24 protein-coding genes are annotated in these 24930 nt (G+C 64.1%); 6 read left to right on the top strand and 18 right to left on the bottom strand.

The window, feature by feature from the left end:
• Positions 1-12 precede the first annotated feature (12 nt).
• A complete protein-coding gene (locus V3C40_RS14770) occupies positions 13-405 on the top strand; it encodes a DUF1090 family protein (RefSeq protein WP_331777829.1) in 393 nt (130 codons plus the stop codon).
• Here the strand turns inward: V3C40_RS14770 and mmsB are convergent.
• The 3 genes from mmsB to V3C40_RS14755 all read right to left on the bottom strand — a co-directional run bounded on the left by mmsB (position 402) and on the right by V3C40_RS14755 (position 4186).
• Entirely contained in the window at positions 402-1295 is an 894-nt protein-coding gene (gene mmsB / locus V3C40_RS14765; protein ID WP_331777828.1) for a 3-hydroxyisobutyrate dehydrogenase, read from the bottom strand. The genes V3C40_RS14770 and mmsB overlap by 4 nt on opposite strands.
• 9 nt (positions 1296-1304) lie before the next feature.
• The gene (locus tag V3C40_RS14760) at positions 1305-2819 is read right to left on the bottom strand and encodes a CoA-acylating methylmalonate-semialdehyde dehydrogenase (RefSeq protein WP_072454602.1); all 1515 of its coding nucleotides are present in this window, start codon (positions 2817-2819) and stop codon (positions 1305-1307) included.
• Positions 2820-2971: 152 nt separating this feature from the next.
• The gene (locus V3C40_RS14755; RefSeq protein ID WP_331777827.1) at positions 2972-4186 is read right to left on the bottom strand and encodes an ABC transporter substrate-binding protein; all 1215 of its coding nucleotides are present in this window, start codon (positions 4184-4186) and stop codon (positions 2972-2974) included.
• A 122-nt stretch (positions 4187-4308) separates the two neighbouring features.
• Here V3C40_RS14755 and V3C40_RS14750 point away from each other — a divergent pair, with 122 nt between their 5' ends.
• From V3C40_RS14750 to V3C40_RS14740, 3 genes are all read left to right on the top strand, one after another.
• Positions 4309-5226 (top strand): LysR family transcriptional regulator, encoded by a 918-nt coding sequence (locus V3C40_RS14750; RefSeq protein WP_034757572.1) that lies wholly within the window; start codon positions 4309-4311, stop codon positions 5224-5226.
• A 50-nt stretch (positions 5227-5276) separates the two neighbouring features.
• Positions 5277-5807, top strand: a complete 531-nt coding sequence (locus V3C40_RS14745) for an isochorismatase family protein (protein ID WP_092712965.1) — start codon at positions 5277-5279, stop codon at positions 5805-5807.
• A 105-nt stretch (positions 5808-5912) separates the two neighbouring features.
• Positions 5913-7784 carry a carboxypeptidase-like regulatory domain-containing protein gene (locus V3C40_RS14740; protein ID WP_070304387.1) on the top strand — a complete coding sequence of 624 codons (1872 nt, stop codon included), beginning with the start codon at positions 5913-5915 and terminating at the stop codon, positions 7782-7784.
• 6 nt (positions 7785-7790) lie between these two features.
• Here the strand turns inward: V3C40_RS14740 and V3C40_RS14735 are convergent, their stop codons facing one another.
• From V3C40_RS14735 to V3C40_RS14725, 3 genes are all read right to left on the bottom strand, one after another.
• Positions 7791-8960: a DUF1624 domain-containing protein gene (locus V3C40_RS14735; RefSeq protein WP_331777826.1), complete on the bottom strand. Its 1170-nt coding sequence runs from the start codon at positions 8958-8960 to the stop codon at positions 7791-7793.
• Positions 8961-9107: 147 nt separating this feature from the next.
• Entirely contained in the window at positions 9108-11198 is a 2091-nt protein-coding gene (locus V3C40_RS14730; protein WP_331777825.1) for a TonB-dependent siderophore receptor, read from the bottom strand.
• A 55-nt stretch (positions 11199-11253) separates the two neighbouring features.
• Entirely contained in the window at positions 11254-12174 is a 921-nt protein-coding gene (locus tag V3C40_RS14725) for a LysR family transcriptional regulator (protein WP_331777824.1), read from the bottom strand.
• Positions 12175-12292: 118 nt separating this feature from the next.
• Between V3C40_RS14725 and V3C40_RS14720 the strand changes: the two genes are divergently transcribed.
• Both V3C40_RS14720 and V3C40_RS14715 read left to right on the top strand, forming a co-directional pair.
• Entirely contained in the window at positions 12293-13279 is a 987-nt protein-coding gene (locus tag V3C40_RS14720) for a zinc-dependent alcohol dehydrogenase family protein (protein WP_331777823.1), read from the top strand.
• A gap of 71 nt (positions 13280-13350) precedes the next feature.
• A complete protein-coding gene (locus V3C40_RS14715; protein WP_070304382.1) occupies positions 13351-13674 on the top strand; it encodes a tetratricopeptide repeat protein in 324 nt (107 codons plus the stop codon).
• A 5-nt stretch (positions 13675-13679) separates the two neighbouring features.
• Here V3C40_RS14715 and bla read toward each other — a convergent pair whose 3' ends face one another.
• The 12 genes from bla to V3C40_RS14655 form a co-directional block, all read right to left on the bottom strand.
• Positions 13680-14642, bottom strand: a complete 963-nt coding sequence (gene bla, locus V3C40_RS14710; protein WP_331777822.1) for a subclass B3 metallo-beta-lactamase — start codon at positions 14640-14642, stop codon at positions 13680-13682.
• Positions 14643-14698: 56 nt separating this feature from the next.
• Positions 14699-16456 (bottom strand): M56 family metallopeptidase, encoded by a 1758-nt coding sequence (locus tag V3C40_RS14705; protein ID WP_331777821.1) that lies wholly within the window; start codon positions 16454-16456, stop codon positions 14699-14701.
• Positions 16453-16845, bottom strand: a complete 393-nt coding sequence (locus V3C40_RS14700; RefSeq protein WP_034757543.1) for a BlaI/MecI/CopY family transcriptional regulator — start codon at positions 16843-16845, stop codon at positions 16453-16455. The genes V3C40_RS14705 and V3C40_RS14700 overlap by 4 nt, the downstream gene beginning before the upstream one ends.
• Before the next feature lie 61 nt (positions 16846-16906).
• Positions 16907-18427, bottom strand: a complete 1521-nt coding sequence (locus V3C40_RS14695; protein ID WP_331777820.1) for a hypothetical protein — start codon at positions 18425-18427, stop codon at positions 16907-16909.
• Between the two features lie 73 nt (positions 18428-18500).
• Positions 18501-19847: a DUF3422 family protein gene (locus tag V3C40_RS14690; RefSeq protein ID WP_331777819.1), complete on the bottom strand. Its 1347-nt coding sequence runs from the start codon at positions 19845-19847 to the stop codon at positions 18501-18503.
• Positions 19848-19968: 121 nt separating this feature from the next.
• Positions 19969-21177, bottom strand: a complete 1209-nt coding sequence (locus V3C40_RS14685; protein WP_331777818.1) for a multidrug effflux MFS transporter — start codon at positions 21175-21177, stop codon at positions 19969-19971.
• Positions 21174-21848, bottom strand: coding sequence for a CerR family C-terminal domain-containing protein (locus V3C40_RS14680; RefSeq protein WP_331777817.1), 675 nt, complete (start codon positions 21846-21848; stop codon positions 21174-21176). The genes V3C40_RS14685 and V3C40_RS14680 overlap by 4 nt, the downstream gene beginning before the upstream one ends.
• A gap of 121 nt (positions 21849-21969) precedes the next feature.
• Complete coding sequence (locus V3C40_RS14675; RefSeq protein WP_331777816.1) at positions 21970-22440, bottom strand: copper chaperone PCu(A)C; 471 nt, start codon at positions 22438-22440, stop codon at positions 21970-21972.
• A gap of 19 nt (positions 22441-22459) precedes the next feature.
• Positions 22460-23056, bottom strand: coding sequence for an SCO family protein (locus V3C40_RS14670; protein WP_034757529.1), 597 nt, complete (start codon positions 23054-23056; stop codon positions 22460-22462).
• A gap of 62 nt (positions 23057-23118) precedes the next feature.
• Positions 23119-23505, bottom strand: a complete 387-nt coding sequence (locus V3C40_RS14665) for a DUF2946 domain-containing protein (protein WP_175444587.1) — start codon at positions 23503-23505, stop codon at positions 23119-23121.
• Between the two features lie 35 nt (positions 23506-23540).
• Positions 23541-24134, bottom strand: a complete 594-nt coding sequence (locus V3C40_RS14660) for a hypothetical protein (RefSeq protein ID WP_331777815.1) — start codon at positions 24132-24134, stop codon at positions 23541-23543.
• Positions 24135-24196: 62 nt separating this feature from the next.
• Positions 24197-24898, bottom strand: coding sequence for a Crp/Fnr family transcriptional regulator (locus tag V3C40_RS14655; RefSeq protein ID WP_442907265.1), 702 nt, complete (start codon positions 24896-24898; stop codon positions 24197-24199).
• Positions 24899-24930 lie beyond the last annotated feature (32 nt).

The following is a 24930-nucleotide window of genomic DNA, read 5'->3' as shown; positions in this document are numbered from 1 at the left end:
TACAGGAACACTATGAACCATCTATCGAAAACCGCCCTGACCTTGCTCCTTGCCATCGCCGCAAACGGAGCCGCCAGCGCCGCCGACACCCAGCTGGCCGGCTGCGCCGCCAAGCGCGAAAGCATCCGCAGCGAATTGCGCCAGGCGCAGGAACAGGGCCTGTCCGACAAGGTCGCGGGCCTCACGCGCGCGCTCGACGAAGTCAATGCCCACTGCCGCGACAGCACCTTGGTCGAGCGCCACAACAAGAAAATCGTCAAGGCGCAGGCCAAGGTGAACCAGACGGAGCGTTCGCTACGCCTGGCCCAGGAAGCCAATAAACAACCGAAGAAAATCGCCAAGCTGGAAGGCAAGCTGGAAAAAGCCAGGGCGGAACTGGCGGCCCTGCAGGCGCAACAGCCTTAAGTTTTATCGCCCAGCATCTGATAGATGCTGGAAAAATCCAGCGCACCCGATCCCGCCTTGCTGTGCAAATTGTATAAATTGCGCGACAAGGCGCCCAGCGGCACGGAGGCGCCGCTGGCCAGCGCGCTTTCCACGGCCAGGCCCAGGTCTTTCAGCATCAGGTCGACGCCAAAGCCGCCCGTATAGCCGCGCGACGCGGGCACGTTTTCCGCCACGCCGGGACACGGGTTATACACCTCCAGGGTCCAGTTGCGGCCCGAGCTTTTCGCCATCACGTCCGACACCACCTTCGGGTCCAGGCCATTGGCCACGCCCAGGCGGATCGCTTCGCTGGTGCCGATCATGAGTATCCCCAGCAGCATGTTGTTGCAGATCTTGACTGTCTGGCCGCAACCCGAGCCGCCCGCATGGAAGATGGCCTTGCCCATGACGTCCAGGTAGGGCCGCGCCGCAGCCAATGCGGATTCTTCGCCGCCCACCATGAAGGTCAAGGTGCCGTTGGTGGCGCCCGCCGTGCCGCCCGAGACGGGTGCGTCCAGCATGGGCATGCCCTGCTCCTGCGCCGCGCGGCCCACCTGGCGCGCCGCCTCGGTGGAAATCGTCGAACAGTCGATCAGCAGGGTGCCGGGCCGCGCCTGCGCCAGGATGCCCGCGTCGCCAAGGTAGGCGCCCAGCACGTGGCGGCTGGCCGGCAGCATGGTGATCACGATGTCGGCCTGGCCTATCGCCGCCGCCTGGTCATCGGACACCAGGCCGCCGCCGTCGGCGAACTGCCGCATGCTGGCCGGCACCAGGTCAAAACCCGTCACCGCATGGCCCGCGCGCACGAGGTTTTGCGCCATGGGCAGCCCCATGTTCCCCAGGCCGATGAAAACGATATTGGTGCCCATGGTGTCCCCTTATTTCATCGAGATGGTGGTATTGACGCCGCTGCCGCCATCGTCCGGGGCGAACCAGCGCGCCGTGACGGTCTTGGTCTGGGTCCAGAAATACAGCGCCTGCTTGCCGTTCGGGCCCAGGTCGCCCAGCTTCGACGCGCGCGAGCCCGTGAAGCTGAAATAGGCGACGGGTACGGGGATGGCCACGTTGATGCCCACCTGCCCCACGTCGATCTCGTTCTGGAACTTGCGCCCCGCCCAGCCGGACGAGGTGAAGATCGACGTGCCGTTGCCATTCGGGTTGGCGTTGATGAAGGCGATGGCCTGGTCCAGGGTATCCGTTTCGACCACGCACATGGCGGGGCCGAAAATCTCCTGCGTGTAGACGGAGTTCGAGGCTGCCACCTTCGAGAAAATCGTCGGGCCCATGAAGTTGCCGCCCTCGTAGCCGGCCACCTTGTGGCCACGGCCATCGAGCAGCAGTTGCGCGCCTTCGTCGACACCCGCCTGTATCAGTTTTTCCGCCCGCTGCATGGCCGCTTTCGACACCATCGGACCCAGGTCGGCCGTGCGGTCGCTGCCCGGCCCCACTTTCAGCGCTTGCGAGCGGGCGACGATTTCCGGCAGCCAGGAGCGGGCTTCGCCCACCAGCACCACGACGGAATTGGCCATGCAGCGCTGGCCGGCCGCGCCGAAGGCGGCGCCGATCAGGTTATTGATCGCCTGCTCCTTGTTGGCGTCGGCCAGCACCACGCAATGGTTTTTCGCACCCATCATCGATTGCGCGCGCTTGCCCGATTCGCTGGCGCGGCGGTACACATGCGTGCCCACATGGGTGGAACCGATGAAGGACACGGCCTTGATGTCGGGATGGTCGCACAGCATGTTGACGACGTCCGCGCCGCCATGCACGACATTCAGCACGCCGGCCGGCAAGCCCGCCTGGTACATCAGTTCAACCAGATACATCGACGAGGACGGGTCCTGCTCCGACGGTTTCAACACGAAGGTATTGCCGCAGGCGATGGCGATCGGGAACATGAAGCATGGCAGCATGACGGGGAAATTGAAGGCCGTGATGCCGGCGCCCACGCCCAGCGGCTGGTAGATGTTGTACACGTCGACGCCGGTGGCCGCGTTTTCCGCGATCTCGCCCAGCTGCAAGGTAGCGATCGAGCACGCGTGCTCCACCACTTCCAGGCCGCGCATCACCTCCCCTTCCGCGTCGGGCAAGGTCTTGCCGTGTTCGCGCGTGATGAGTTCGGCCAAAGTACCGATGTTTTCGCGGATCAGGTGCTGGTACTTGAGCATGATGCGCATGCGCGCCGCCAGCGGCGTGTTGCGCCAGGTCTTGAACGCTTCCTTGGCCGTGGCGACGGCCAGGTTGACTTCGTCGGGCGTGGAAAACGGTACCTTGGCGACGATTTCCTGCGTGGCCGGATTGATGACGTCGCGCCATTCCGTGCTGGTCGAAGCGTGATACTTGCCGGCGATGTGCAGGGGGATGGCGGGGATTTGGGTGAGGGCTTGGTTCATGGTTGAGGCTCCGGGTGTGCGATGTTCATAGGACTCGACGGAGCAGCGGAGTACTGGGGTCAGACCCGGCGGGGGAATTTCCCCCAGTGGGGGAAATTCCGATTCCGAAGGAACTGACCCCGGCCTTATGCTGCTCCGTCGATAGACTAAAATTACTTTTTAACCAAATTGCACGCCGCCGCATCCATAGTCTTGAACGCCTGGTCGGCGGGGATGGTCGACAGCACTTTCAGGTAGTCCCACGCGCCTTTCGATTCGGCCGGGGTTTTGACCTGCACCAGGTACATGTCGTGGATGACGCGGCCGTCGGGGCGGATCGAGGCGTTGTTCATGACGGCATCCTTGATCGGCAGCTCGCGCATCTTCTGGGCGACGATCTTCGAGTCGTCGCTCTTCGCGGCCGCCACCGATTTCAGGTAGTGGTAGACGCTCGAATACACGCCCGCCTGCACCATGGTCGGCTTGGCGCCCTTGTTGAGCGCTTCGAAGCGCTTGGCAAACGCGCGGCTGCGGTCATCGTAATCCCAGTAAAAGCCGTCCGCGTAGACGAGGCCCTGGGCCGTATCGAGCCCCAGCGCGTGCACGTCGGACAGGAACACGAGCAGGGCGGCCAGGCGCTGGTCCTTGCCGCTGCCGATACGGAATTCGCGCGCCTGCTTGATGGCCGACACCGTGTCCGCGCCGCCGTTGGCCAGACCGATCACCTGCGCTTTCGAGCCTTGCGCCTGCACCAGGAAGGACGAGAAATCGGAAGCGTTCAGCGGATGGCGCACGGCGCCCACGACGGTGCCGCCATTGCGCTTGACGACGTCGCTGGCATCCTTTTCCAGCGAGTGGCCGAACGCGTAGTCGACGGTGACGAAGTACCACGATTTTTGCCCCAGCTTGGTCAGCGCCGCCGCCGTGCCGGCCGCCTGCGAATACGTGTCGAACATCCAGTGGAAGCCGTTCGGCGAGCAGTCTTCATTCGTCAGGCGTCCCGTGGCCGGGCCGCTGAACATGGCGATGCCGCCCTTCTCTTTCATCAGCTTTTGCACGGACAGGGCCACCGAGGAATTGGTCAGATCGGCAATGGCGTCGACCTTGTCGCGGTCTATCCATTCGCGCGCCTTCGAGGCGGCGATGTCGGCCTTGTTCAAGTGGTCGGCCGACAGGATCTCGATCTTCATGCCCTTGCATTCGGCCTTCAAACAATCCTCGACGGCCATCTGGCTGGCGACGACGGAGCCGCGCCCGCCCATGGCCGAATACGGGCCGGACATGTCGGTCAGGATGCCGACCTTGATGACGCCATCGGAAATCTGCGCGTGCGCGCCAAAGGACAGGGTAAGCGCCAGCGCGCCCATGGCCAGAACGGTTTTTTTCATGCGTGTCTCCAGGTGGATGGGTTTTTCTTATATGTATAGATGCATTCTGCATGTGTAAAAATATGCGCTCAAGTGAAATTAATGCATAATTCCTTTGCAAAAATGCACAGAGAGGGTTTGCCATGCTCGATTGGGACAATGTACGGGTCTTCCTGGAACTGACGCGCAGCGCCGGCCTCGTCGATGCGGCGAAAAAGCTGGGCATCGACCATTCCACCGTGTCGCGCCGCATGCGCAAGTTCGAGGAGCAGGTGGGCACGCAGCTGTTCGACCGCAACTACGTGGGCTACCAGCTGACACCCGAGGGCCACCGCCTGATGGAATACGCGGAAACCATGGAAAGCACGGTGTTTGCCGCCACCGAGGAATTGGGCGAACATAACCGGCTGCTGTCGGGCCAGGTGCGCCTGGGTGCCACCGAGGGCTTCGGCGCCATCGTGCTGGCGCCCCACCTGGCACAGTTTTGCGGCAGATACCCGCACATCAGCGTGGACCTGATCGCCGTGCCCCGTTTTGTCAGCCTGTCCAAGCGCGAGGCGGACGTGGCCATTTCCATCGAGCGCCCCCTGTCCGGCCCGTATGTGGTGACCAAATTGTCCGACTACCGGCTGAAACTGTACGCCACGCCAGCCTACCTGGCACGCCACGCACCGATCACCAGCGTGGCGCAACTGGCGCAGCACCCGATCATCGGCTACGTGGACGACCTGGTCTTCAGTTCGGAACTGCGCTACATGGACAACGTGGCGCCCGACTCCCTGCGTGCGTTTCGCAGCACCAGCGTCATCGCCCAGTACCACGCGGCGCGCGCGGGCCAGGCGCTGGCGATTTTGCCCTGCTTCGTGGCCCAGCAGTCGAACGAACTGGTGCCCGTGCTCGACGGCGAGATCGACCTGCTGCGCGCCTTCTGGATGATCTCGCCGAGCGAGCGGCGCAATATCGCCAGGGTCAGCGCCCTGTGGAACTACCTGCGCAGCGCCATCGATTTGAACCACGCCTACCTGATGGGCGAAACGGCCACGCCCAGCTGGCCAGCTTGAGCACGCTGCCGCGCGCTACACTGTCGCCACATACTAATAAGGAGAACGCCATGCTGATGGATGCGAACCAGGCCGTTCTGGTCATTGTCGACCTGCAAGGCCGCCTGATGCCGGCCATCCACGATGCGGGCCTCGTGCTGGCACAAAACCTGCGCCTGGCAAAGATCGCCCGCCTGCTCGACGTGCCCGTGCTGGGCACGGAACAGAACCGCCAGGGACTGGGGCCGAACGTGGAAGAGATCGCCGCGCTGTGCGAACGGACCTTGCACAAGACGCATTTCGGCGCCTGTTTTGATGGCTTGCAGCAGATGCTGCCCGCCGGGCGAAAACAGATCGTCGTCACGGGGTGCGAAGCCCATGTGTGCATGCTGCAGACGGCCATCGGCCTGCTGGAGCTGGGCTACGAGGTCATCATCGCCATCGACGCCGTCGGTTCGCGCCAGGGAGCCAGCCGCGACGCGGCGCTGGCCCGCCTGGACAAGCTCGGTGCCCATCTGGTGACGGTGGAGATGCTGGCCTTCGAATGGCTGCGCGACTGCAAGCACCCGCGTTTCCGCGAAGTATTGGCGCTGATTAAATAGCCATACTTTTACGCAGGATCAAGCCCGACCGCCGCTCATTTGCTAGCTTGGTAACAGCGCCGCCATTCCGAGCGGCGCGCCGTCCACATCAGCAAGGGAGCCATCATGGCCTATATCCTGCGAGGCAAGCTATGCGGCTTGATCTGTGCCGAGTGCCCTGAAGCATTGTCCCACGTCATCGTGCGCCTGTACCGGCCGCGCGAGTCGCAAAACGTCACGGCGCTGGCCATGGCCAGCGCCAAGGAAACCTTCGCCATCCTCACGGAAGAAGAGGTGCAGGCGAAAGCACCGTTCCTGCTGGCCGAAGCGCGCACGGACGAGGACGGCAACTACAGTTTCACCTTGGCAGGCGATTACCAGGGCGAGGCCGTGGAAGTCGATATCCTGTGCCCTACCGTGCCGCGGTTGAAACCGGGGCCGAAAGACCCCGTGCCGCTGCAGTTTTCCATCACCACCATTCAGCCCCGCTGGCGCCAGGCCGAAAACGACTATCTCGCCATCTGGGACTATTGCCTGCCGCAACGCTTCTGGTGCCTCGTGCGCGCCCGCTTCGGCGCCTGGACCATCTGCGGCCGCCTGCGCACCTGCGACGCTCCCCACGCGCCGATCGCCGGCGCCACCGTGCGGGCCTTCGACGCCGACTGGCTGCAGGACGATGCGCTCGGCGTCGCGGTGACGGACGCCAGCGGGCGCTTCCGCATCGATTATCTGACGTCGGACTTCACGCTCACACCGTTTTCACCGTTCATCAACGTGGAGTTCGCCAGCGGCCCCGACGTGTATTTCACGGCGCAACTGGGCAGCGTGGCCATTCTGTCGGAAACGCAGGCCAACGGGCGCCAGCCGGGCCGCGAAAACGTGGGCCACTGTTTCTGCGTGGAATTGTGCTCGAAAGAAGTCTTGCCGCCCGACGTGGAAGGCGTGCCCCACTGGCAGCAGGTGGAAATCTTCGACATCCACCCGTTTCCCTCGCTGGCCGGCTTTTCCGCGCAAGGCTATGCAGGCGGCCCCGGCGCCTCGTATGTATTCGCCGGCGGCGTCACCCTGAAGGGCAATTGCCCGCTGCGCAACAGCGCCATTCCCGCGAACCCGCTCGAATACCGTTTCCTCATCGGCGAATGGTCCTGGCCCGGCGGCAGCGACGACCCGACGGCCATCCCCCCGGTCGCGCCCGCCAGCCTGGCGCCGTTGACGCAAATCCTCGGCACGCACGTCGGCTATGTGTTTTATACGAACGGACTGGGTCTCGGCGATTCGGCGCCCGTCATCATCGATGCGGGCGACTTGAAACCGGGCGGCTGGATACGGGTGGACGGCAAGCCCGTCACCGTGGACATGCGCGACGGCACGACGGCCATCGTCAACGTGGCGCCCAACATCTTCCTGCGCACGTTCGACTTGCTGACCGTGAATACGCCGGCCATCACGAGCTTGCACCCGGCCAAGCTGCCGGGCGGCTTGCCCATCCTCGACGCGGGGCGCAGCCTGACGGCGGCCGAGAGCGAACCGATACGCCGCTACCGCCTGGGCTTCGAAGTGCGCGACGGCATCAGCCTGGCGCTGGTGTCCACGGACGGGCTCGATTCCATCGTCTTCGACAACTCGCCCGTCATCGTGGCGCTGGACCTGGAAGAGTTGCGCAGCAATGCCTGCAATCCCATCGCGGGCGGCCTCGTGCATATCCTGTACACGATCGACCACCCGCATCTGCGCTTTTTCAATGTCACGATTTCCAACAACAACGGCATTACGCATCCGCCGCCACCGCTGCCGGCCGCCAGCTTCACGCCGCCACCACCGTCCAGCAACTATCTGTTCCGTGGCGGCGCGGGCGGGCCTCACCTGTCGGGCAACAATGGCGGCTTCCCCGTCAACGTGGCGCTCGATCCGCCGTGCGCCTACCGGGTGGCCATCGGTTGGCAGACGCGCCATTACCTGGCATCGCCGCACAGCATTGACCGCCTCTACTGCAAATAGGCGAGCTTAGAAGTAGCGCACCCAGGCCTGCTTCGAGGTGCGCTTGTAATTGGCGAACGCGCGGCAAGGGAAATACAGCACGGGCATCAGGGCCAGCGCGATCAGCCACACTTGCCAGATGTGCTCGACGCCATAACGGTTGCCGTGATTGGCGCCCAGCACAGCCGTCAAGGTGATGCCGATGGCCAGCAGCAGATACAGGTGCAGCAAATAATAGAACATGGGCGCGCCGCCAAAGGTGGCGCAAGCGCGCGTAAACCAGTTATCGACGCTTTCCAGCCAGGCCATGCCCAGCAAGCCCAGGCCCAGGGTAAACAGCAGGAAATCCAGCGACGGCGGATACTTGGTGAAGTTCAGCACGCTCATGGCCGTGCGCAAGGCCGTGTCGCCGGCCACCCACGGCAAAGTTTCGCCATACAGATTAAAGCCGCGCAACACAGCCAGCAGCAGCAAACTGCCGCCGCCCAGCGCCAGCAGCAGGCGACGCCGTCCTTCGGCAGACAGCCCGCGAGCATACAGGGGGCCAGCCGCATAGCCGAGCACGATCACGCCTATCCACGGCAGCAGCGGATAGCTGACCTTGATTTTCATGGCGCCATCGGCGACCAGATAACCGCGTTGCAGCAGCACCGTCAGCAGATAGTAGCCAACGCTGCCCTCTTCCGCGTGCAGCCAGGTAAACAAATGCTGGCCGGCGACAATCGCCACGCCCAGCACGACCAGCACTTTCAACGGCAGCTTGTGCAGCACGGCCAGCGCCATCATGGCCAGGCCGATGACCCAGATCACCTGCAGATACAGGATCGCCGGCGTGAAAGTGCCCATCCAGGCAAAGTTGACGAACACCAGTTCCAGCACGACCAGCAGCAAGCCCCGCTTGAACAAAAAGCCGGTAGCGCTGCGCGGACCGGCGGCCGGATGCGCATACAGCCAGGCCGACAAACCCGTCAAAAAGACGAACATGGGCGCACACACGTGGGCGGCCAGGCGCGTGAAGAACAGGGCCGGGTCGACGTGGGCCGCATCCATGGGGTCGCTGACCTGGTGATGCAGAAAGAACGTTTCGCGCACATGGTCGAACAGCATGATCAGCATGACGAGGCCGCGCATGACGTCGATGACGGCAATGCGGGCGCCCAGGATGGCGGGGGAAGTCAGGGGAGTGGGAACGGTCATTTATTCATTTTAAATGTAAGGATAAGAGTAGCGTGCGTACCCCAACAGCAGAAACTGGGGTCAGTTCCTTCGGAATCGGAATATGCCCCATTGGGGCATATTCCCCCGGCGGGTCCGACCCCAGCACTTTGCTGTTGGGTGAATACATCAAAACCGGTAATGCGCATTCAACGTCACCGTACGCTCCGCCCCCGGCGCCACCCAAAGCTGGCTATAGGAACTCGCATAATAGCTGCGGTTGAACAGGTTTTCCACGTTCAGGGCCAGACGCAGTTTCGCCGTCGGCGAGTACGATGCCAGCAGTTTGGCCGTCGTATAGGCCGGCAAGGTAAATTTGCTGCTGACGGCGACGTCGCCCAGGCGCTCGCCCACGTATTGCAGGCCGCCGCCCACGCTGGCCGTGCCCGTGCCCAGTGCGAATTGCTGGGTGGCCAGCAGATTGGCGCTGTGGCGTGGCACGTTGGCGAAGCGGCTGCCCGTCACGATCGTATTGTCGCCGCGCGTGACGGTGGCATTGGTGTAGGCATAGGCGCCCGAGACGCGCAAGCCGCGCGCCACTTCGCCCGACACGTCGAGCTCCAGTCCCCGGCTGCCCACCTCGCCCGCCGCGATGGCGAAGTCCGTGTTGGCGGGATTGGTCGTCAGCACATTGCTCTTGCGGATGTCGTACACGGCCACAGTGCCCGTCAGCTTGCCCGTTTCCAGCTTGGCGCCCAGCTCATACGAGCGGCTGCGCTCGGCCGGGAACGCCTGGTTGGCTATGCTGATGCCGCTGTTGGGCCGGAAACCCTTGGCCGCGCTCGCATACAGCGACCACGCCTTCGTCGGCTGGTAGACGAGGCCCGCGCGGGGGCTGGTGGCCGACAGCGACTGGCGGTTGCTCACCTGCAGGCGATTGTTCCTCACATCCTGCGTGTAGCTATCGTGGCGCACGCCGACCAGCGCCTTCCATTGCGCACCCAGGTCGATCTGGTCCTGCGCATACAGGCCACGCGCCCTTTGCCCTTCCTGCGTGTCGATGGACAGGGCCAGCGGATCGGCCTTGCCGCCATACACAGGATTGAAAATATCGATGGCATAGCCATTCGCGGCCGAGGGATTGCGGCGCAGCTGCACCCGGTGGTCGTCGAAATGATAGGCATCGACACCGGCCAGCACTTCGTGCGCCAGCGCGCCCGTCCCGAACTTGCCCAGCACTTCAACGCGTGCCGACACGTCGGTGGCCGAGAAATCGCGGTGGCGGCGCTGGCGTTGCAGGGTGTGGCCATCGGCCAGCAGCCTGTTCGCCTCGGTCGAATAGCCGCTCAATTCGCTGTCGCGGTAGGAAGCGCCCGCCTGCACCGTCCAGTCGTCGGACAAGGCGTGGTGGATGAACAGCTGCTGCCCCAGCGACTTGACCGTCATGGGACCGTCGCCCGGTTCGCCCAGGAAGCGTGACACGGGGACAAGTCCCAGCTGGCCATTTACGGCGACGACGCCGCGGTCGAACGGCGCGCGCTGCCGCACGGCCTCGATTTCATACGACACCGTCGTATGCTCGCCCACCAGCCAGAGGAAGGACGGCGAAAACAGGCTGCGCTCGACTTTCACCGTATCGCGGAAGCTGTCCCCTTCTTCATGCGCCGCGTTCAGGCGGTAGGCGATGGTGCCGCTCAAGGGTCCCGTCAAATCCAGGGCGGCGCGGCGCGTCTGGAAGCTGCCGAGCGATACATCGGCGCTGTATTCCGGCGCGAACTTCGGCTTTTTCGTCGTGATGTTCACCGTGCCGCCCGGCTCGCCACGGCCGTACAGGGCCGATGCGGGGCCTTTCAGCACTTCCACTGCCTGCGTATTGCCGCCGTCGCGCATGCCGTTGTAGCCGCGGCTGGAACTGAAACCGTTGACCATATAGTCGGAACCGAAATTCGGGTCGCCCGTGAAACCGCGCATGGCGTAGCTGTCCCACAGGCCGCCCAGCGGGCTTTGTTTGGAAATACCGCTGGCCAGGTCCAGCGCGCCGGTCAAAGTCGTCACGCCCGCGTCGCGCAGCAGGTCGCCGGTCAGCACGCGCACGCTTTGCGGCAAGTCCATCAGCAAGGCGTCCGTCTTGGTGGCGCCCGTGGCGGATAAACTGCGGTAATGCTGGCGCTCCGCCTTGACGGTAACGACGTCATCAGCCTGCGCACCATCGACTGCCAGTGACCAGGGGCTGGCGGCGGCCAGCAAGAGCGCCACGGGGCGGCGTAAAAACACGGACATGGGGATTCCTGACAATGGGCAATTCAATGCAATAGGCTTGCATTATAATTGATAATCAATTCTCATTAAAGCCTTCATCAAACATCTGCGTCAAAAACTCCACGAACACCTGCACCTTGGCCGCGCGCAGCTGGCGCGGATGGAACAGCGCCCACAGGCCCGGCCCCCGCGTGCGGAACGGTTGCAGCACGGGTACGAGGCTGCCTTCACGCAACGGCTGCAGCACGGAAACCGACAACGCCTGCACGATGCCGCAGCCGGCCTGGGCGGCGGCGATCATCGATTCGATATGGTCGAAGGCCAAGGCGGCCGGCGGCGTGTGCGCATATGCCGCATCACCATCCTCTCCAGCCTTGGCCTGGAACAGCCAGGGCCGCACCTGGCGCGATTTCGGATACAGGAAATGCAGGCAGGCAAACTGGTCCAGCTCCTGCGGCGTGCGCGGCAGGCCATGCCGGGCAACAAAGGCGGGCGAGGCGCAGCACAGATAATCCATGTTCAGCAGGCTGCGCGCCACCAGCGACGAATCCTGCGGTTCGCCGATGCGCAGCATCACATCGATGCCCTCTTCCACCATGTCGACCAGGCGGTCGCTGACGGTCAGGCGCAGGGAAATGTCGGGATAAGCGGCCATAAAGCGGGGCAAAGCGGGCGCCACGAGGTTGCGGCTGATGCTGCTGGGCATATCCACGCGCAAGCTGCCCGACGGTTTCCCGGCCGCTTGTTCAAGACTGGACTCCAGCGCCGCCATGTCGGCCAGCATCTGGCGCGCCTGCGCATGGCATTGCTGGCCTTCGGCCGTCAGCGACATGCTGCGCGTGGTGCGCTGCAAGAGCCGTACGCCAAAGTGTTTTTCCAGCGCCGCCACCTGGTTCGTCACGGACGAGGTCGAAATGCCCAGGCGCTGCGCCGCCTTGCTGAAACCGCCCGCCTCGACCACGGCGCAAAACACCTGCATCGCTTCCAGCCTGTCCATGCACTCCCTCCTGTTTGACTATGATTATCCACGATATCGAAATAGTGCATGGGGCCGCGCCCCATTTTTCTTTGTGCCGTCACCGCCTAGACTGGGGCATCAACCACAGGAGAATCCCATGCAAGCCCTCGTCCTCACCAGCTTTGCCGCCCCCATGACCATCGAAAACGTTCCCGTGCCGCAGCCCGGCCCCGGGCAAGTCCTCGTGCGTATCGCTGCCAGCGGCGTCAATCCGCTCGACACGAAAATCGCCGCCGGCGCCGCCCCGCACGCCCGGCCCCGCCTGCCTGCCATCCTCGGCATCGACGTGGCCGGCACGGTGGAAGCCGTCGGCGATGGCGTGACGACTTTTCACGTTGGCGCAACAGTGTATGGCATGGCGGGCGGCATCGGCGGCATCCAGGGCTCGCTGGCCGAGTACGGCGTCTTTGACGCCGCGCTGCTGGCGCCCGTGCCGCCAGCGCTGGGCATGCGCGAGGCGGCCGCCCTGCCCCTCGTCTTCATCACGGCCTGGGAAGGTTTGGTCGACCGCGCCCACGTGAAGGCGGGCGACAGCGTACTCGTGCATGGCGGCGCGGGCGGCGTGGGCCACATGGCCGTGCAGCTTGCCGTCGCCCTTGACGCCACGGTGTATGCCACGGGCAGCGCCGCCAGCCGCGATGCCATCGAAGCGCTGGGCGCCCGTTTCATCGATTACCGGACCAGCACGGTGGACGACTACGTGGCCGAACATACGGGCGGCGCCGGCTTCGACATCGTCTACGACACGGTGGGCGGCGCCACCCTGGACGCCAGCTTCCAGGCGGCACGCCTCTACGGCGGCCACGTCGTCAGTTGCCTCGGCTGGGGCACGTTCGCCCTGAGCCCGCTGACAGCGCGCGCGGCGACGTACTCGGGCGTGTTCACCCTGCTCCCCCTGTTGAGCGGTGAGCATCATGCGCGCCATGGCGCCATCCTGCGCGAAGCCAACAAGCTGATCGAGGCGGGAAAGCTGCAGGTGCGGCTCGATCCACGCCGCTTTACCTTGCACACGGCGCACGATGCGCACGCGGCGCAAATCGACGGCAGCGCGCGCGGCAAGCTGGTGGTGGAGATGCGGGATTGAACGCGGGCTTGTTACTTGCAAGAGGAAACGTTAATATGCAAGAATAAACTTGCATATTAACGGGGCTCTTGATGCGTGAAAATCTGGAAAAACTGCTGGCGCAGGGGCGCGACAACGCCCTGCTGCGCTTTGGCCTGGGCGACGCCTGCCTGAAAGAGCATGACGCCGAGCAAGCGGCCCTGCACCTGGCGCAAGCCACCGTGCAGCAGCCCGGCTATTCCGCCGCCTGGAAACTGCTGGGCAAGGCCTTGCACCAGCTGGGCCGGCTGGACGAAGCGCAGGCCGCCTGGACCACCGGCGTGACAGTGGCCCAGCAGCAAGGCGACCTGCAAGCCGACAAGGAAATGACGGTATTCCTGAAACGCCTGCACAAACAGCGCCAGGCGGCAGAGTAAAAAACTTAATGCACGTGCGCGGCGCCCTTGGCGTCGAGAGGCGCCGCCTCGCCCCGCTCTTTCGCCAGCTTCTTGGCCAGCAAACCGCCCGCTTCGGCCGCATAGGCGCGGCAGGCGCTGGCGTCGATCAGGGGATTGTCCGAGCCGCTGCGCCTGGCGGCCTTGCCCAGCACGTCCGTCGTGCCCGGATGCACGGGGATGATGATGTCGCATGGCAAGGCGGCCACCTTGGCGATGCTCGCTTCGAACGAGGCCGAAATATCGGGCGTGCCACCTTTGCCCGCGCCTTTGCCCGTATAGCGGAAATCGCCGCTCGAATACGGGTTCAGGCTATCCGCATACACGACGTCCAGGCAGCGCTGACCTTCGCACGACGTCCACGTCCATGTCGTGCCGCCGGGGGTGTGGCCCGGCGTCATGTGGGCCGTCAGGGTCAACGGTCCAACCTTGACGGTATCGCCCTCGCCCACCAGGCTGACCTTGCTTACCTTGGCCACATGCACGACGGGATCGGCCTGGTATTGCGGATCGTCCTTGCCATTGGTGCCGCTTTGCAGCACGGGGGCGGCCGCTGCGCTGGCCATCACGGTGGCGCCGCTGGCCCGCTGCAGCGCGGCGATGCCGCCCGCATGGTCCCAATGCGCGTGGGAATTGAGGATGTATTTCACGTCCTCGATGCGAAAGCCCAGCGCCTTGATGTTTGCGATGATCAACGGCGCCGATTGCGGCAGCGCGCCGTCGAGCAGGATATGACCTTGCGGACTCGTCACCAGCACGGCCGACAGGCCGGCCGTGCCCACATACCAGGTATTGCCAAAGACATTGAACGGCTTGACGGGCGCGTTCCATTCCTTGCAATTGTCGCAATTCACCGGTTTATCCTGCACAGTCACCGGCGTCTTCGCCTGCACCGTACCAGCCGCCATGGTCGCAACCGTAGCCAGCATCAACTTCGCCAATAGTGTCATCTTCATCTCCAGAGTGTAAAAAAAGGGCGCCCGCACTGGCGCGCCCGGGGGGGGTATCAATGCATGCGACCGGTCCTGTCGGCCAGGGTGTCGCGGATGTGTCCCGCGTCGAGCGAGCGCCGCTGTGCGCCGTCGGCGTCCAGCAGTACGATGGTGACGTGCTTGCCGCCGCTGCGCATGCGCATCGTCAGGCAGCTGCCCGCCTCGTGGCTGCTGCCCGTCTTGGACAGCACAATGTCCCAGCCCTTGCCACCGACCAGCGGGTTGGTGTTGTGCAAGGTGCGTGTCTTGCCATTGACGGCCACGCTCGCTTGCGGGTGGCTGGTGATGCGCGCGATGTCCGGATAGCGCGCGGCGGCCGCGACGATCTTCGCCACCTCGCTGGCCGTGGACGTATTCGCGGGCGAACTGCCGACGGGGTCCAGCAAGGTAGTACGGCGCAAGCCTAGGTGGCGGATCTTCGCTTGCAAGGCGTCATTAAAAGCCGCGCTGCCGCCAGGATAAGTGCGCGCCAGCGCGGCGGCGGCGCGGTTTTCGGACGGCAGCAGCGCCAGTTGCAACAGCGCGCCGCGCGACACGGCCACGCCATCGGCCAGCAGGCTGTGGCGCTGCAAGGACGCATCGCCATCGGCGCGCACGATGCGCACCTGCTCATCATGATCCTGCCCCGCGTCGAGCACCACCATGGCCGTCATCAGCTTGGTGATCGAGGCGATGGGCACGACGGCGTCCGCGTCTTTCGCCATCAGCACCTTGCCGCTGGCGTCATCGAACACCAGCATGTGTTTCGCGCTGACGGGCAAGTCCAGCATGCCGGCTGCGGCTTCGGCCAGGATCGCCCCGCTGACTTCGGGCTTGCCCTGCGTCTGCAGCAGCAAGGTGGCGCAGGCCAGCAGCAAGGCGGGCACGGCCATCTTCCAGCTGCCGGTATCAAGGCCGGGCGCCATCAAGCGTTCTATGCGCGTGAGCAACGCCCCGCCCCGGGCCGACATCAGCAAGCCAGAATGGTTTGGCGCGACCGTGTGCAAGGACAGCGCATGCAGCGCCGTGGCCAGCCGCTGCGGATCCTGCAGCGCTTGCGCAGCCAGGGCATCGGCCACCTGTTCGCGCTCGGCCCGCATGCGCGCCGACAACCACCAGACGACAGGGTGAAAGAACAGCAGCGCCTCGGCCACGCTTTGCAGCAGGTTGACCAGGTAATCCCAGCGCCGCACGTGGGCCAGTTCATGCGCCAGCAGCGCTTCGAGCAAGGCGACGGGCATGCCGCTCAGCAAGGCGGCCGGCAGCAGGATGACGGGGCGCCAAAAGCCCACCGTCACAGGACTGGCCAGGCCCGCGTGCAGCTTCAGCGGCGGCCGCCGGTGCAAGCCCATGCGCAGGGCCAGCGCATCGAGGCGCGCCTGCCAGACGGCCGGGGCGGCTACTGCCTGGCGGCGCAGCTTGCCGACCCAGGCCAGGCCCAGGCACAGGCGCAAGCTCATCAGGCCAACACCAGCGCTCCAGGCCAGCACCAGGGCTGGCATCCACGCTTGCAGCGCGGCGCGCCAGGCCGGCGGCGCGTCTACCGCCAGCTGGGCTGGCGATGTGCCCGACAGCAGAGACAGAAGGTGGAGCGAGGGAATGCACAGACACAGCAGCAGCGCCAGCGCGCACACGGCATAGCGCCAGCGCGCGCTGGCGTGGCGCAGCAGCCAGAGCAGGACGGCGGACACTGCGCCGACGATCACGCCCTGCCAGACAAAATACAGCAGGACCCAGCCCAGCGCAGGGACAAGCTTGCCCAACTCAACGCCCAAGCCCATGTCCAGGTTCATGGCGCGCCGCCATCCTTGCTGCGCAGGATTTTTTCGATTTCCAGGCGTTCCGCGTCGCTCACGTGCTCGCGCAGCGCCGTCAGCACGAGCGCCTTGCCGGAACCGGAAAACACCTTGCCGATCAAGTCCTTGAGCAAGCTGGTCTGTAACTTTTCCTGCGCTTCGACGGCCGCATACAGTTGCGGACGCTGGCTTTCATCGCGGCTCAGCAAGCCCTTGCCATGCATCAGCTGCAACTGGCGTAGCACGGTGGCGTAACTGGCGTCGGCACGCTCGGCGGCCAGCGCGTCATACACGGCGCGGGCGTCGGACGGACCGCGCTGCCACAAGATGCGCAGCAGGTCCAGTTCGGCGGCCGTGGGATGGGGAGTGGAGGTATTTTTTAACATGCCGCCAGAATACCGATTCTAGAACTCGATGTCTAGAACTTTTTTTCTAGCTCATGAAAAACTAAAATTCGCGCAAGCGGTCGAACAGGTCCAGCAAGGCAGCCTCATCGACCAGCACAACGCCCTGCCCGCTCAGTTGCCCACTTAGCTGCACCAGCAGTTCCGCCAGCACCGAGTAGATTTCCTCGCGCTCGACCGTCTCGATGATGCTGGCCCGCCGCTCGATCTTGTTGAATGCATCGACATAGGCGGCGACCATCGCCTCCAGCGCTGCGGCGGCCGCCGTCGCGTCCATGGCGGCATCGATGCCGCGCGTCACGGCCAGCATGTTCTTGTAGGCCAGCGCCGCCTTTTTCGCATACGCGGGAGAAATATGTTCGCGGCCATCCCAGTCGCGGAACGGGTTGAGCAGGTTGTCCGCCAGCCATTCCGGCTTGCGCGCCTTGGTCACCGACAAGTCCAGTCCCAGCGCCGCCGCCCTCTTGTAGCCGGCCTTGATGGCCTTGGCCACATCGGCGGGCAAGCTGGTCAGCCACAAGGCCGACAGCTGCGGCAATTGCGTGGCCGATGGAAACTCCTCCGCCGTGTAACCGAACAAGTCATAGGCGGTGAACATCCGCAGCTGGCTCAGTTGCGCCAGGCTGGCCATGTGCGACGCCAGCCCCGGCTTGCCCCAGATGCGCAAGGCCTTCAGATGGGGAAAGCGCCGCGCCACTTGCGCCAGGTCAACTTCCTTCATGCTGACCAGCGACAGGCCGCCCAACTGGCCGAGGCCGTGGAACGGCGCCAGCGTCTGCGTGCACTGCAGTGTCAAATGGCGGCCGTCGGCGCCATCGTCGATGCGCAGCGCCGGCGATGGCGCACCGCGCAACGCGAGCAGGCTCAAGCCTTTGTTCAAGACCAGGCTGGTAACGCCATCGGACTGCAGGATCAGCCGGTTCAAGCCGCTGCCGCTGAAATCGAGCGCATGCACCGTCGATGATTGCCAGTGCAGCTCATTGATGAAGGGGTTGCCCTGGATAAACTCCATCAAGGCTTGCGAGCCATCGGCGGTCTCGATCGACATCAGGCAAGGCAGTTGCTCCAGCTCGGATATGTCGCCCAGCGCCTGCAAGACACTGTCATCGATTTTCGTCGCGTCCTGCCGCAAGACCTGGCCGCCGACGGTTACTTCACGCTCGTCCGACGCCGCCTTGAATTGCTGGCGCCGCAACGGGTCGATGCGCTCCCAGTTGCGCTGGCGCAGCACGCTGTCGCCCACGTTCCAGCCGCTGCGGTAGCTGTTGACTTCCACATCGACCAGCGGCGCGATATTGCCCACGAGAGTATGGCCAGGCGGCACGTTTGCCGTGGCATAGCAGTGGTCGTGGCGATTATTCCAGAAGAAATAGTCGCACAGCAGCGGCCGCATGGCTTGCACGGCCGCCGCATCGGGCAAGGCGTCGCCGGTCCAGTCCAGCTCCAGCACGGCAGCTACCGGCCTGGACGAGGACGCATCCTTGATGCGGGTGACCTGGCAAGCCACATACTGCTGCAGCTCGGACGAAAACACACTGTAAACATCGCCAACATTCGGTAGCACGCAACTTCCTTTCAAAACACCTGACGGTCGAATGTTGAAAGATAGCAAATATGACAGCGCAGCGTCGTCCTGTTCAGTCCGCGTGCAGCTTGTGGTGCATGCGCCGCAGGCCCAGCCAGACGGCGGCCGCCACGAACGGTACCAGGGCACCGACGAGGATTTCCGGATTCACGGGCAGCCCCATCACCTTGGCCGCCTTGCCCGTGTAGCTGAACAGGCCGATCACGTAATACGAGATCGCCGCCACGGACAGGCCTTCCACCGCTTGCTGCAAGCGCAGCTGCTGTGCGGCGCGCGCATTCATCGATTGCAGGATTTGCCGGTTCTGCAATTCCTGCACGATGCCCACGCGCGTGCGCAGCAAGTCATTCGTGTTGGCAATGCGCTGCGCCATCGCTTCCTGGCGGCTGGCCATCGCTTCGCACGTGTTCATGGCCGGTGTCAGGCGGCGGTCCATGAATTCCTCGACCGTCGGGATGCCTTCGATGCGCACTTCGCGCAACTCGTCGATGCGCGCCTTGACGAGGCCCATGTAGGCTTTCGAGGCGGAAAAACGGTAGCTATTGTCGAGTGACAGCTTTTCAATGCGGGCGGCCAGGCGCGTGATGCGGTCGAGCAAGCCTTGCTCGGAGACACCGTCGTCGCTCTTGGCCAGGCCCGGTGCGTCGTCCGTGTCCACCATGGCGGCGGCCAGGGTCGCCAGCTCATTTTCGATGGCGTTCAACGATGGTGCCGCCTGCATGGCATAGGGCAAGCCCAGCAAAGCCATCATGCGGTAGGTTTCGATTTCCAGCACGCGCTGTACCAATCGGCCCGACTGCTGCGAGCGCATGCCCGCATCGCGGATGACGAAACGGCTGAAACCGTCCGACTGGATCGTGAAATCCGTCCACAATTCGCCGCCCTGCAGCACCTTGCTGCCGGCCAGGGTATTGCCCTCGAACACGCGCGACAAGCCCTGCATGAAGATCTCGGCCGGCTCGGTCGCCTGCTCGAGCACCACGTGGGCCGCCACCATCAGCTTGCCCTTCAAGCCCACCAGCCATTGCTGCGGCAACTGTTCCAGCGGCATGCGCTCGAACGCTTGTTCCAGGGGCAAGGCGGCACCAGGATGCTCGGCAAAGGTAAACGTGGCAAATTCCGTGTGGCATTCCCATTTCAGGCGGAAGCGGCCAAAGTCGTAATAGAAGTACTTGGCTTCGGCAGCGGGCGGCGTGACGCCGAAATGCGTGCACAGGGCCGCCAAGGTGGCGTGCTGGACCGCCATATTCGAGGCGCCCAGCGCCGCGCTGTCATCTTTATACACGGCCAGATGGGTGATCAGCTCGGGGGCGTCGAGCTGCAAAAACGGCCGCGAGTGGATTTCCGCAGCCAGCGGCACGCGCAAGGCGTGGTTCAAACTGGAGTTAATCAAGTGCATGATAGCCAAAGGTAAAGTTGCAAAACTGCTTAGACCCACGCGCGTGCTGCGCTGCCGCAGCAGGGGTCTGATTGTCACAGTGTAACAAAGCAGGAAGCATGCCTACCTTTTCAAACCCCGTTCATGCCGCTTTGATAACTCCGGTAGCGCCGTGCGCCGCGTTCTGGCGCGTGCCCAGCCACCAGAAAAACGCGGCCAGCGCCACGGCCGAGGCCTGCCCCAGCGCCAGCTTGAATGCGCTGTCGAACAGCAATGGTGCGACAAAACCGGACACCAGCGCAAACACCAGCATTTGCACGAAGTTCTGCAGGGAGGCGGCCAGGCCCCGCATCTGCGGGAATATGTCGAGCATCGACATGGTCATGCCCGGCAAGGCCAGCGACATGCCGAACGCATACAGCATCACGGGCACGACGGCGAACGGGATGCTGGCCGCGAACCAGTGGTTGTAAGCAATATTGAGCGCGCCCGTGGCCGCCATGGCCAGCAAGCCCCAGCGCACCAGCACGGTGCTTTTCACCGCGTGGGCCAGCTTGCCCGACAGCGCCGAGCCGCCCACCAGGCCCGCCACCATGGGGATGAACATCCAGCCAAACGCCGTTTCCGGCAGGCGCAGCAGTTCCAAAATAAAATGCGGTGCCGACGCGATGTACAGGGCGAAGCCGCCAAAGGCGAAGGCCACGGCCAGCGAACGCAGCAGGAACGCCCGATGGCGCAAGGCCAGCCAGTAATTGCGCGCGATGTTGCCTGGGTGAAAAGATTGGCGCTGCTCGACGGCCAAGCTTTCCGGCAAGCCTTTCAGGCAGGCCAGCAACAGCAGCACGGTGACGGAAAAGGTGAACACGAACGTCGATTGCCAGCCGTAGGCCACATGCAGCCAGCCGCCGATGATGGGGGCGATGGCGGGCGCGATGCCGAACACCATCATGATATTGGCCAGCATCTTTTGCGCGCCCGCGCCCGACAGGCTGTCGCGCACGATGGCTTGGCCGATCACCCTGCCCGCCCCTGCCGAAGCGCCCTGCATGCTGCGGAAGAACAGCAGCCAGCCAAAGCTGGGCGCAAACGCGGCGCCGATGGAGCCGGCGGCAAAGATCAGCAGCGAAGCGAGGATCACGGGACGGCGGCCAAACGAGTCGGACAAGGTGCCGTAGAACAAGGTCATGAAGGCATAGGCGGCCAGGTAGACGCTCAGGGTCTGCTGCACCAGCACGCTGCTGACGTCGAAATGCGTGCCGATCGCGGGAAACGATGGCAGGAAGGTATCGGTGGCGAACGGGCCCAGCATGGCCAGCCCGGCCAACACGAGGGTCAGGTTTCTCGTCTTCATGCGTCCGCCTGCGCAGCATATTGGCGGCGCAAGCCGTCGAGGGCCGCCAGCGAGAAGGCGGCGACATGCCGGGCGATGCTGGCGGTGCCCGCCTCGTCATAGGTGATTTCAGGTACCACCAGCTCATGCACGATGCGCGAACGGGCATAGAACACCACCTGCCCAATCACGCTGAACACGCATTTCTGCACCACGTCGTCGGACAGGGCCGGCCCCACCACGCCACGGATCAGGCGAGTGAACAGCGCATGCTGCGGCCGCACATTGCGCTCGGCCAGCTTGTGGATGGCCGCCGTCGGCTCGATCAGTTCGCGCGCCACCAAGCGGCTGAACAGGGATGCGGAACCGGAGCGCAGCATGTCGGAGACGAGCGCCTCGATAGCCAGGCGCAACTGCTCTACGGGCGGCAGCTGCGCCTGCGCGCTGGCGGCGGCCACGTCCGCAGCCGAGGCGCGCGCCAGTTCGCGCGCATGGTCGAAGGCGGCCAGATACAGCTCTTCCTTGCCATGAAAATAGTAATTCACCATCGCCACGTTGACGTGGGCCGCCTCGCAGATCCTGCGCACGGACGCGAGCTTGTAGCCCTCATCGGCAAACAGCTGGACCGCCGCCTGCAGGATGCGCGCGCGCGCCGGTTCGCTTTCTCTTTCGTTTCCCTTGTCTTGCGTCATGCCATTCCCATAATTTAAACAGCTGTTTAATATTGTGCGAAATTATATCAAACAAGCGTTTAACTTTCAGGCGGGCGCAAAAAAGCCCGGCGAACCGGGCTTCTGGCCAGAATGATGGCGATCAGTGCTTCATCGCCGGCATCGGGGCCGAGGTGGCGCCCAGCGGACGGGCCACGGCATGGACTTCGATGGTTTCACGGCGCTTGTCCTCGCCTTCGACGACGAGGGTCAGCGGAATCTTGTCGCCCGCCTTCACTTGTCCTTTCAGGTCCAGCAGCATGACGTGGTAGCCGCCCGGCTTCAGTTCGACGGCCTTGCCGGCTGGCAAGGCGATTTCCTTGACCTGGCGCATGCGCATCATATTGTCCGCCATGCTCATTTCATGGATTTCCGCCACGCCGGCCACGGACGAGCGAACTTCCAGCAAACGCATCGCTTTCGGCGCCGTGATCTGCATGAAGGCGCCCGTGGCTTTTTGCTGCGGCACGGTGGCGCGCACCCACGGGTCGGTGATCTGCACGGAAGTCTGGGCAGCGGCGGAGAAGGACAGCACGGCCAGGGTCGTGGCCAGCAGGGTTTTCAGATGGGTCATGATTATTTCCTCGGTATGGTTATAAGGTGTATTTCGATTTCATCAGGGTCTTGATGTCCTGCACGCACTCGTCGCCCGTCAGCTGGTGCTTCAGGCCCAGGCGCATGCGCCCTTCCGTATCGAGCACATAGCTGATGGCCGTGTGGTCCATCGTGTACGAGCTGCCGCTCGGTACGCGGCGGTAGAAGACCTTGTAGTTGAAGGCCGTCTGCGCCGTGTTCTTCGGGTCCGTGCGCAAGCCGAGGAAGCTGGGGTCGAAGGCGCGCATGTACTCGCCCAGCAACTCGGGGGTATCGCGCTCGGGGTCGATGCTGATGAAGATCACTTGCAGCTTATCGGCGTCCGGCCCCAGCTTCTGGCGGATTTCCAGCGCGCGCGACAGAGCTGTCGGGCACACGTCCGGGCATTGCGTGAAGCCAAAGAAGACCATCACATATTTGCCCTTGAAGTCGGCCAGGGTGTACACCTTGCCGTCGGGGCCGCTCAACTTGAAGTCGGGCTTGTAATCGCCTCCCGTCAAGTCGAGACCGTTGTAATGGGGTTTCGGCGCTGGTTCGCAAGCGGCAAGCGTGAGCAATCCCGCCGTGCCGGCGAGAAGGAATAAACGACGTTTCATGATAATTCCGGCCCGATGGGCGTAGTGGATACAGTTAAGACGTGGAAGGCGTGACTTGAGGTTCAGGCAGCCGAAGGGGGACCGCGCGGGCTGGCGGCCAGCCACGCGAACGGGGCTCGCGGCGCCTGGTAAAACAAGGGTGGATAGTCGTCGTGGCCCGTGATGACGGGCAACGGCGCTGAAGACGGCGGTGGCAGGCCCACGCTGCCCGCATGGCTGATGCAGAACGGGCAATGCTCGATGTGGTGCAGCACGGAACCGGTGGTGGATGTGGCGGCAGGCGCCAGGTCGGCCTGCGTGTAGACGGCGCCGCTGGCCGAGCAGATGTCGACGGCGGCATTGTTCGCGTTCGCATGCTGCGAGGCAAACGCATAGGACAGGGACGGCGACAGCGCATTGAGCAGTATCGCCAGGCAGGCGAACCACATGTGCCACTGTTTGCGCTTCAATAAGTATCCCATGGCGCGATTATAACGGAGTCTGGCTATCCGGGCGCCTGGCCGCGCAGGAACAGGCTGGGGCGCACGCCGGCCACATCCACGCAGGCGTCGCAGAACGCGGGGATCGAGGCAAAACCGGAGCCGGCCGCCACTTGCGCCAGGTCGCGCCCGCCATCTTCGCCATCGGCGCCCGCTTGCGCCGCCGTGTGCAGCGCGTGCGCGAGGCGCTGTTCCCGCACCAGGCTCAATAAGGCCTCGCCCTCGGCAAACAGGCGCGCCCTGGCCTTGTGCGGCGTCACTTGCCACAGGGTGGCCAGGCGCGCCGCCGTCCATTTGCCTTGCGGCGTATCAAAGATGTGCTGTGCCAGCGCCTGGCTCCAGCGCTTGCCGCCGCCGTGGCCGCCATCAGGCTCATCGTCTTCCAGCGCCAGGGTAAACACGGCCGGCTTGCCCCGCCCCGGCATCACGTCGCAGGCAAAGCGCAAGAAGGCGGGCACGACGAAACTGTCGCCGCTGGCCAGTTTCTTGGTCGTGATTTCATTGTGCAAGGTCACAAAACCCTGGCGCACGGTGACGCGCAGCCGGAGCGGAAAGCGCAAGCCCAGCAAATGCAAGGGATGATCGGAAACAAGGGCCATGCGTCAGGTCAATATGGTAAACGAGCCGCCAGCATGCCACACATCGCGCAAGCAGTCTGTCATCACAGCGACGCTACGCCATAACGGCGCAAACCGTCGAGGTCGACGACGCGGATCGACTGGTAGGCAATGCTGATGAGTTTCAATTCGGCCAGATGGCCCAGCGCCTGGTTCACGCGCTGGCGTGAAATGCCGGTCAGCAAGCCGATTTCTTCCTGCGACAGCTCAAGCACGCTGGAGGTACGCGGATATAGCATGGGATGGAACAGCTGCGCGATGGCTTGCGCCACTTGCGCGTCGACGGCCAGCAGGCGCTGGTTCTGGATGGTGGCGATGAACTGGCCCATGCGTTCGTTCAGCTGGCGGATGACGAAGGCGTTAAAGGAGAGGCTCTCGGCCAGCAGCAGATGGAACAGGTCCACGGGCACGAGGATGATGCTCGACGCGCGCACGGCCACCACGTCGTAGCGGCGCAGTTCGCGCTTGAGCACGCTGCCCTCGCCGCACCATCCGCCGGCCGGTACGCCGGAAAAGGTGGCGCCGCGCCCATCGGCGTTGTAGACGGCCAGCTTGATCAAGCCCGTGTGCACGCCGATCCAGTGCGCGGACGGTTCGCCGCGCCGCGTGATGACGGCGCCCGCTTCGTAATGTTTGATCACGCTGCCGGCGCGCAACAGGGCCTGATGCCGGGGATCGAGGGCCGCGAACCAGTCGTGACTGTCGAGTTCCGGCATCGCACGTTCTACACTATCGTTGCTATCCATTCCATCCTTCAGACCTGTCACTAAGATGACAG

Origin of the sequence: Janthinobacterium sp. LS2A (assembly GCF_036543145.1) — a bacterium.
GTDB lineage: Bacteria > Pseudomonadota > Gammaproteobacteria > Burkholderiales > Burkholderiaceae_D > Janthinobacterium > Janthinobacterium aestuarii.
The sequence above is the reverse complement of the archived record's forward strand: the minus strand, read 5'-3'. Positions and strand labels throughout refer to the sequence as shown.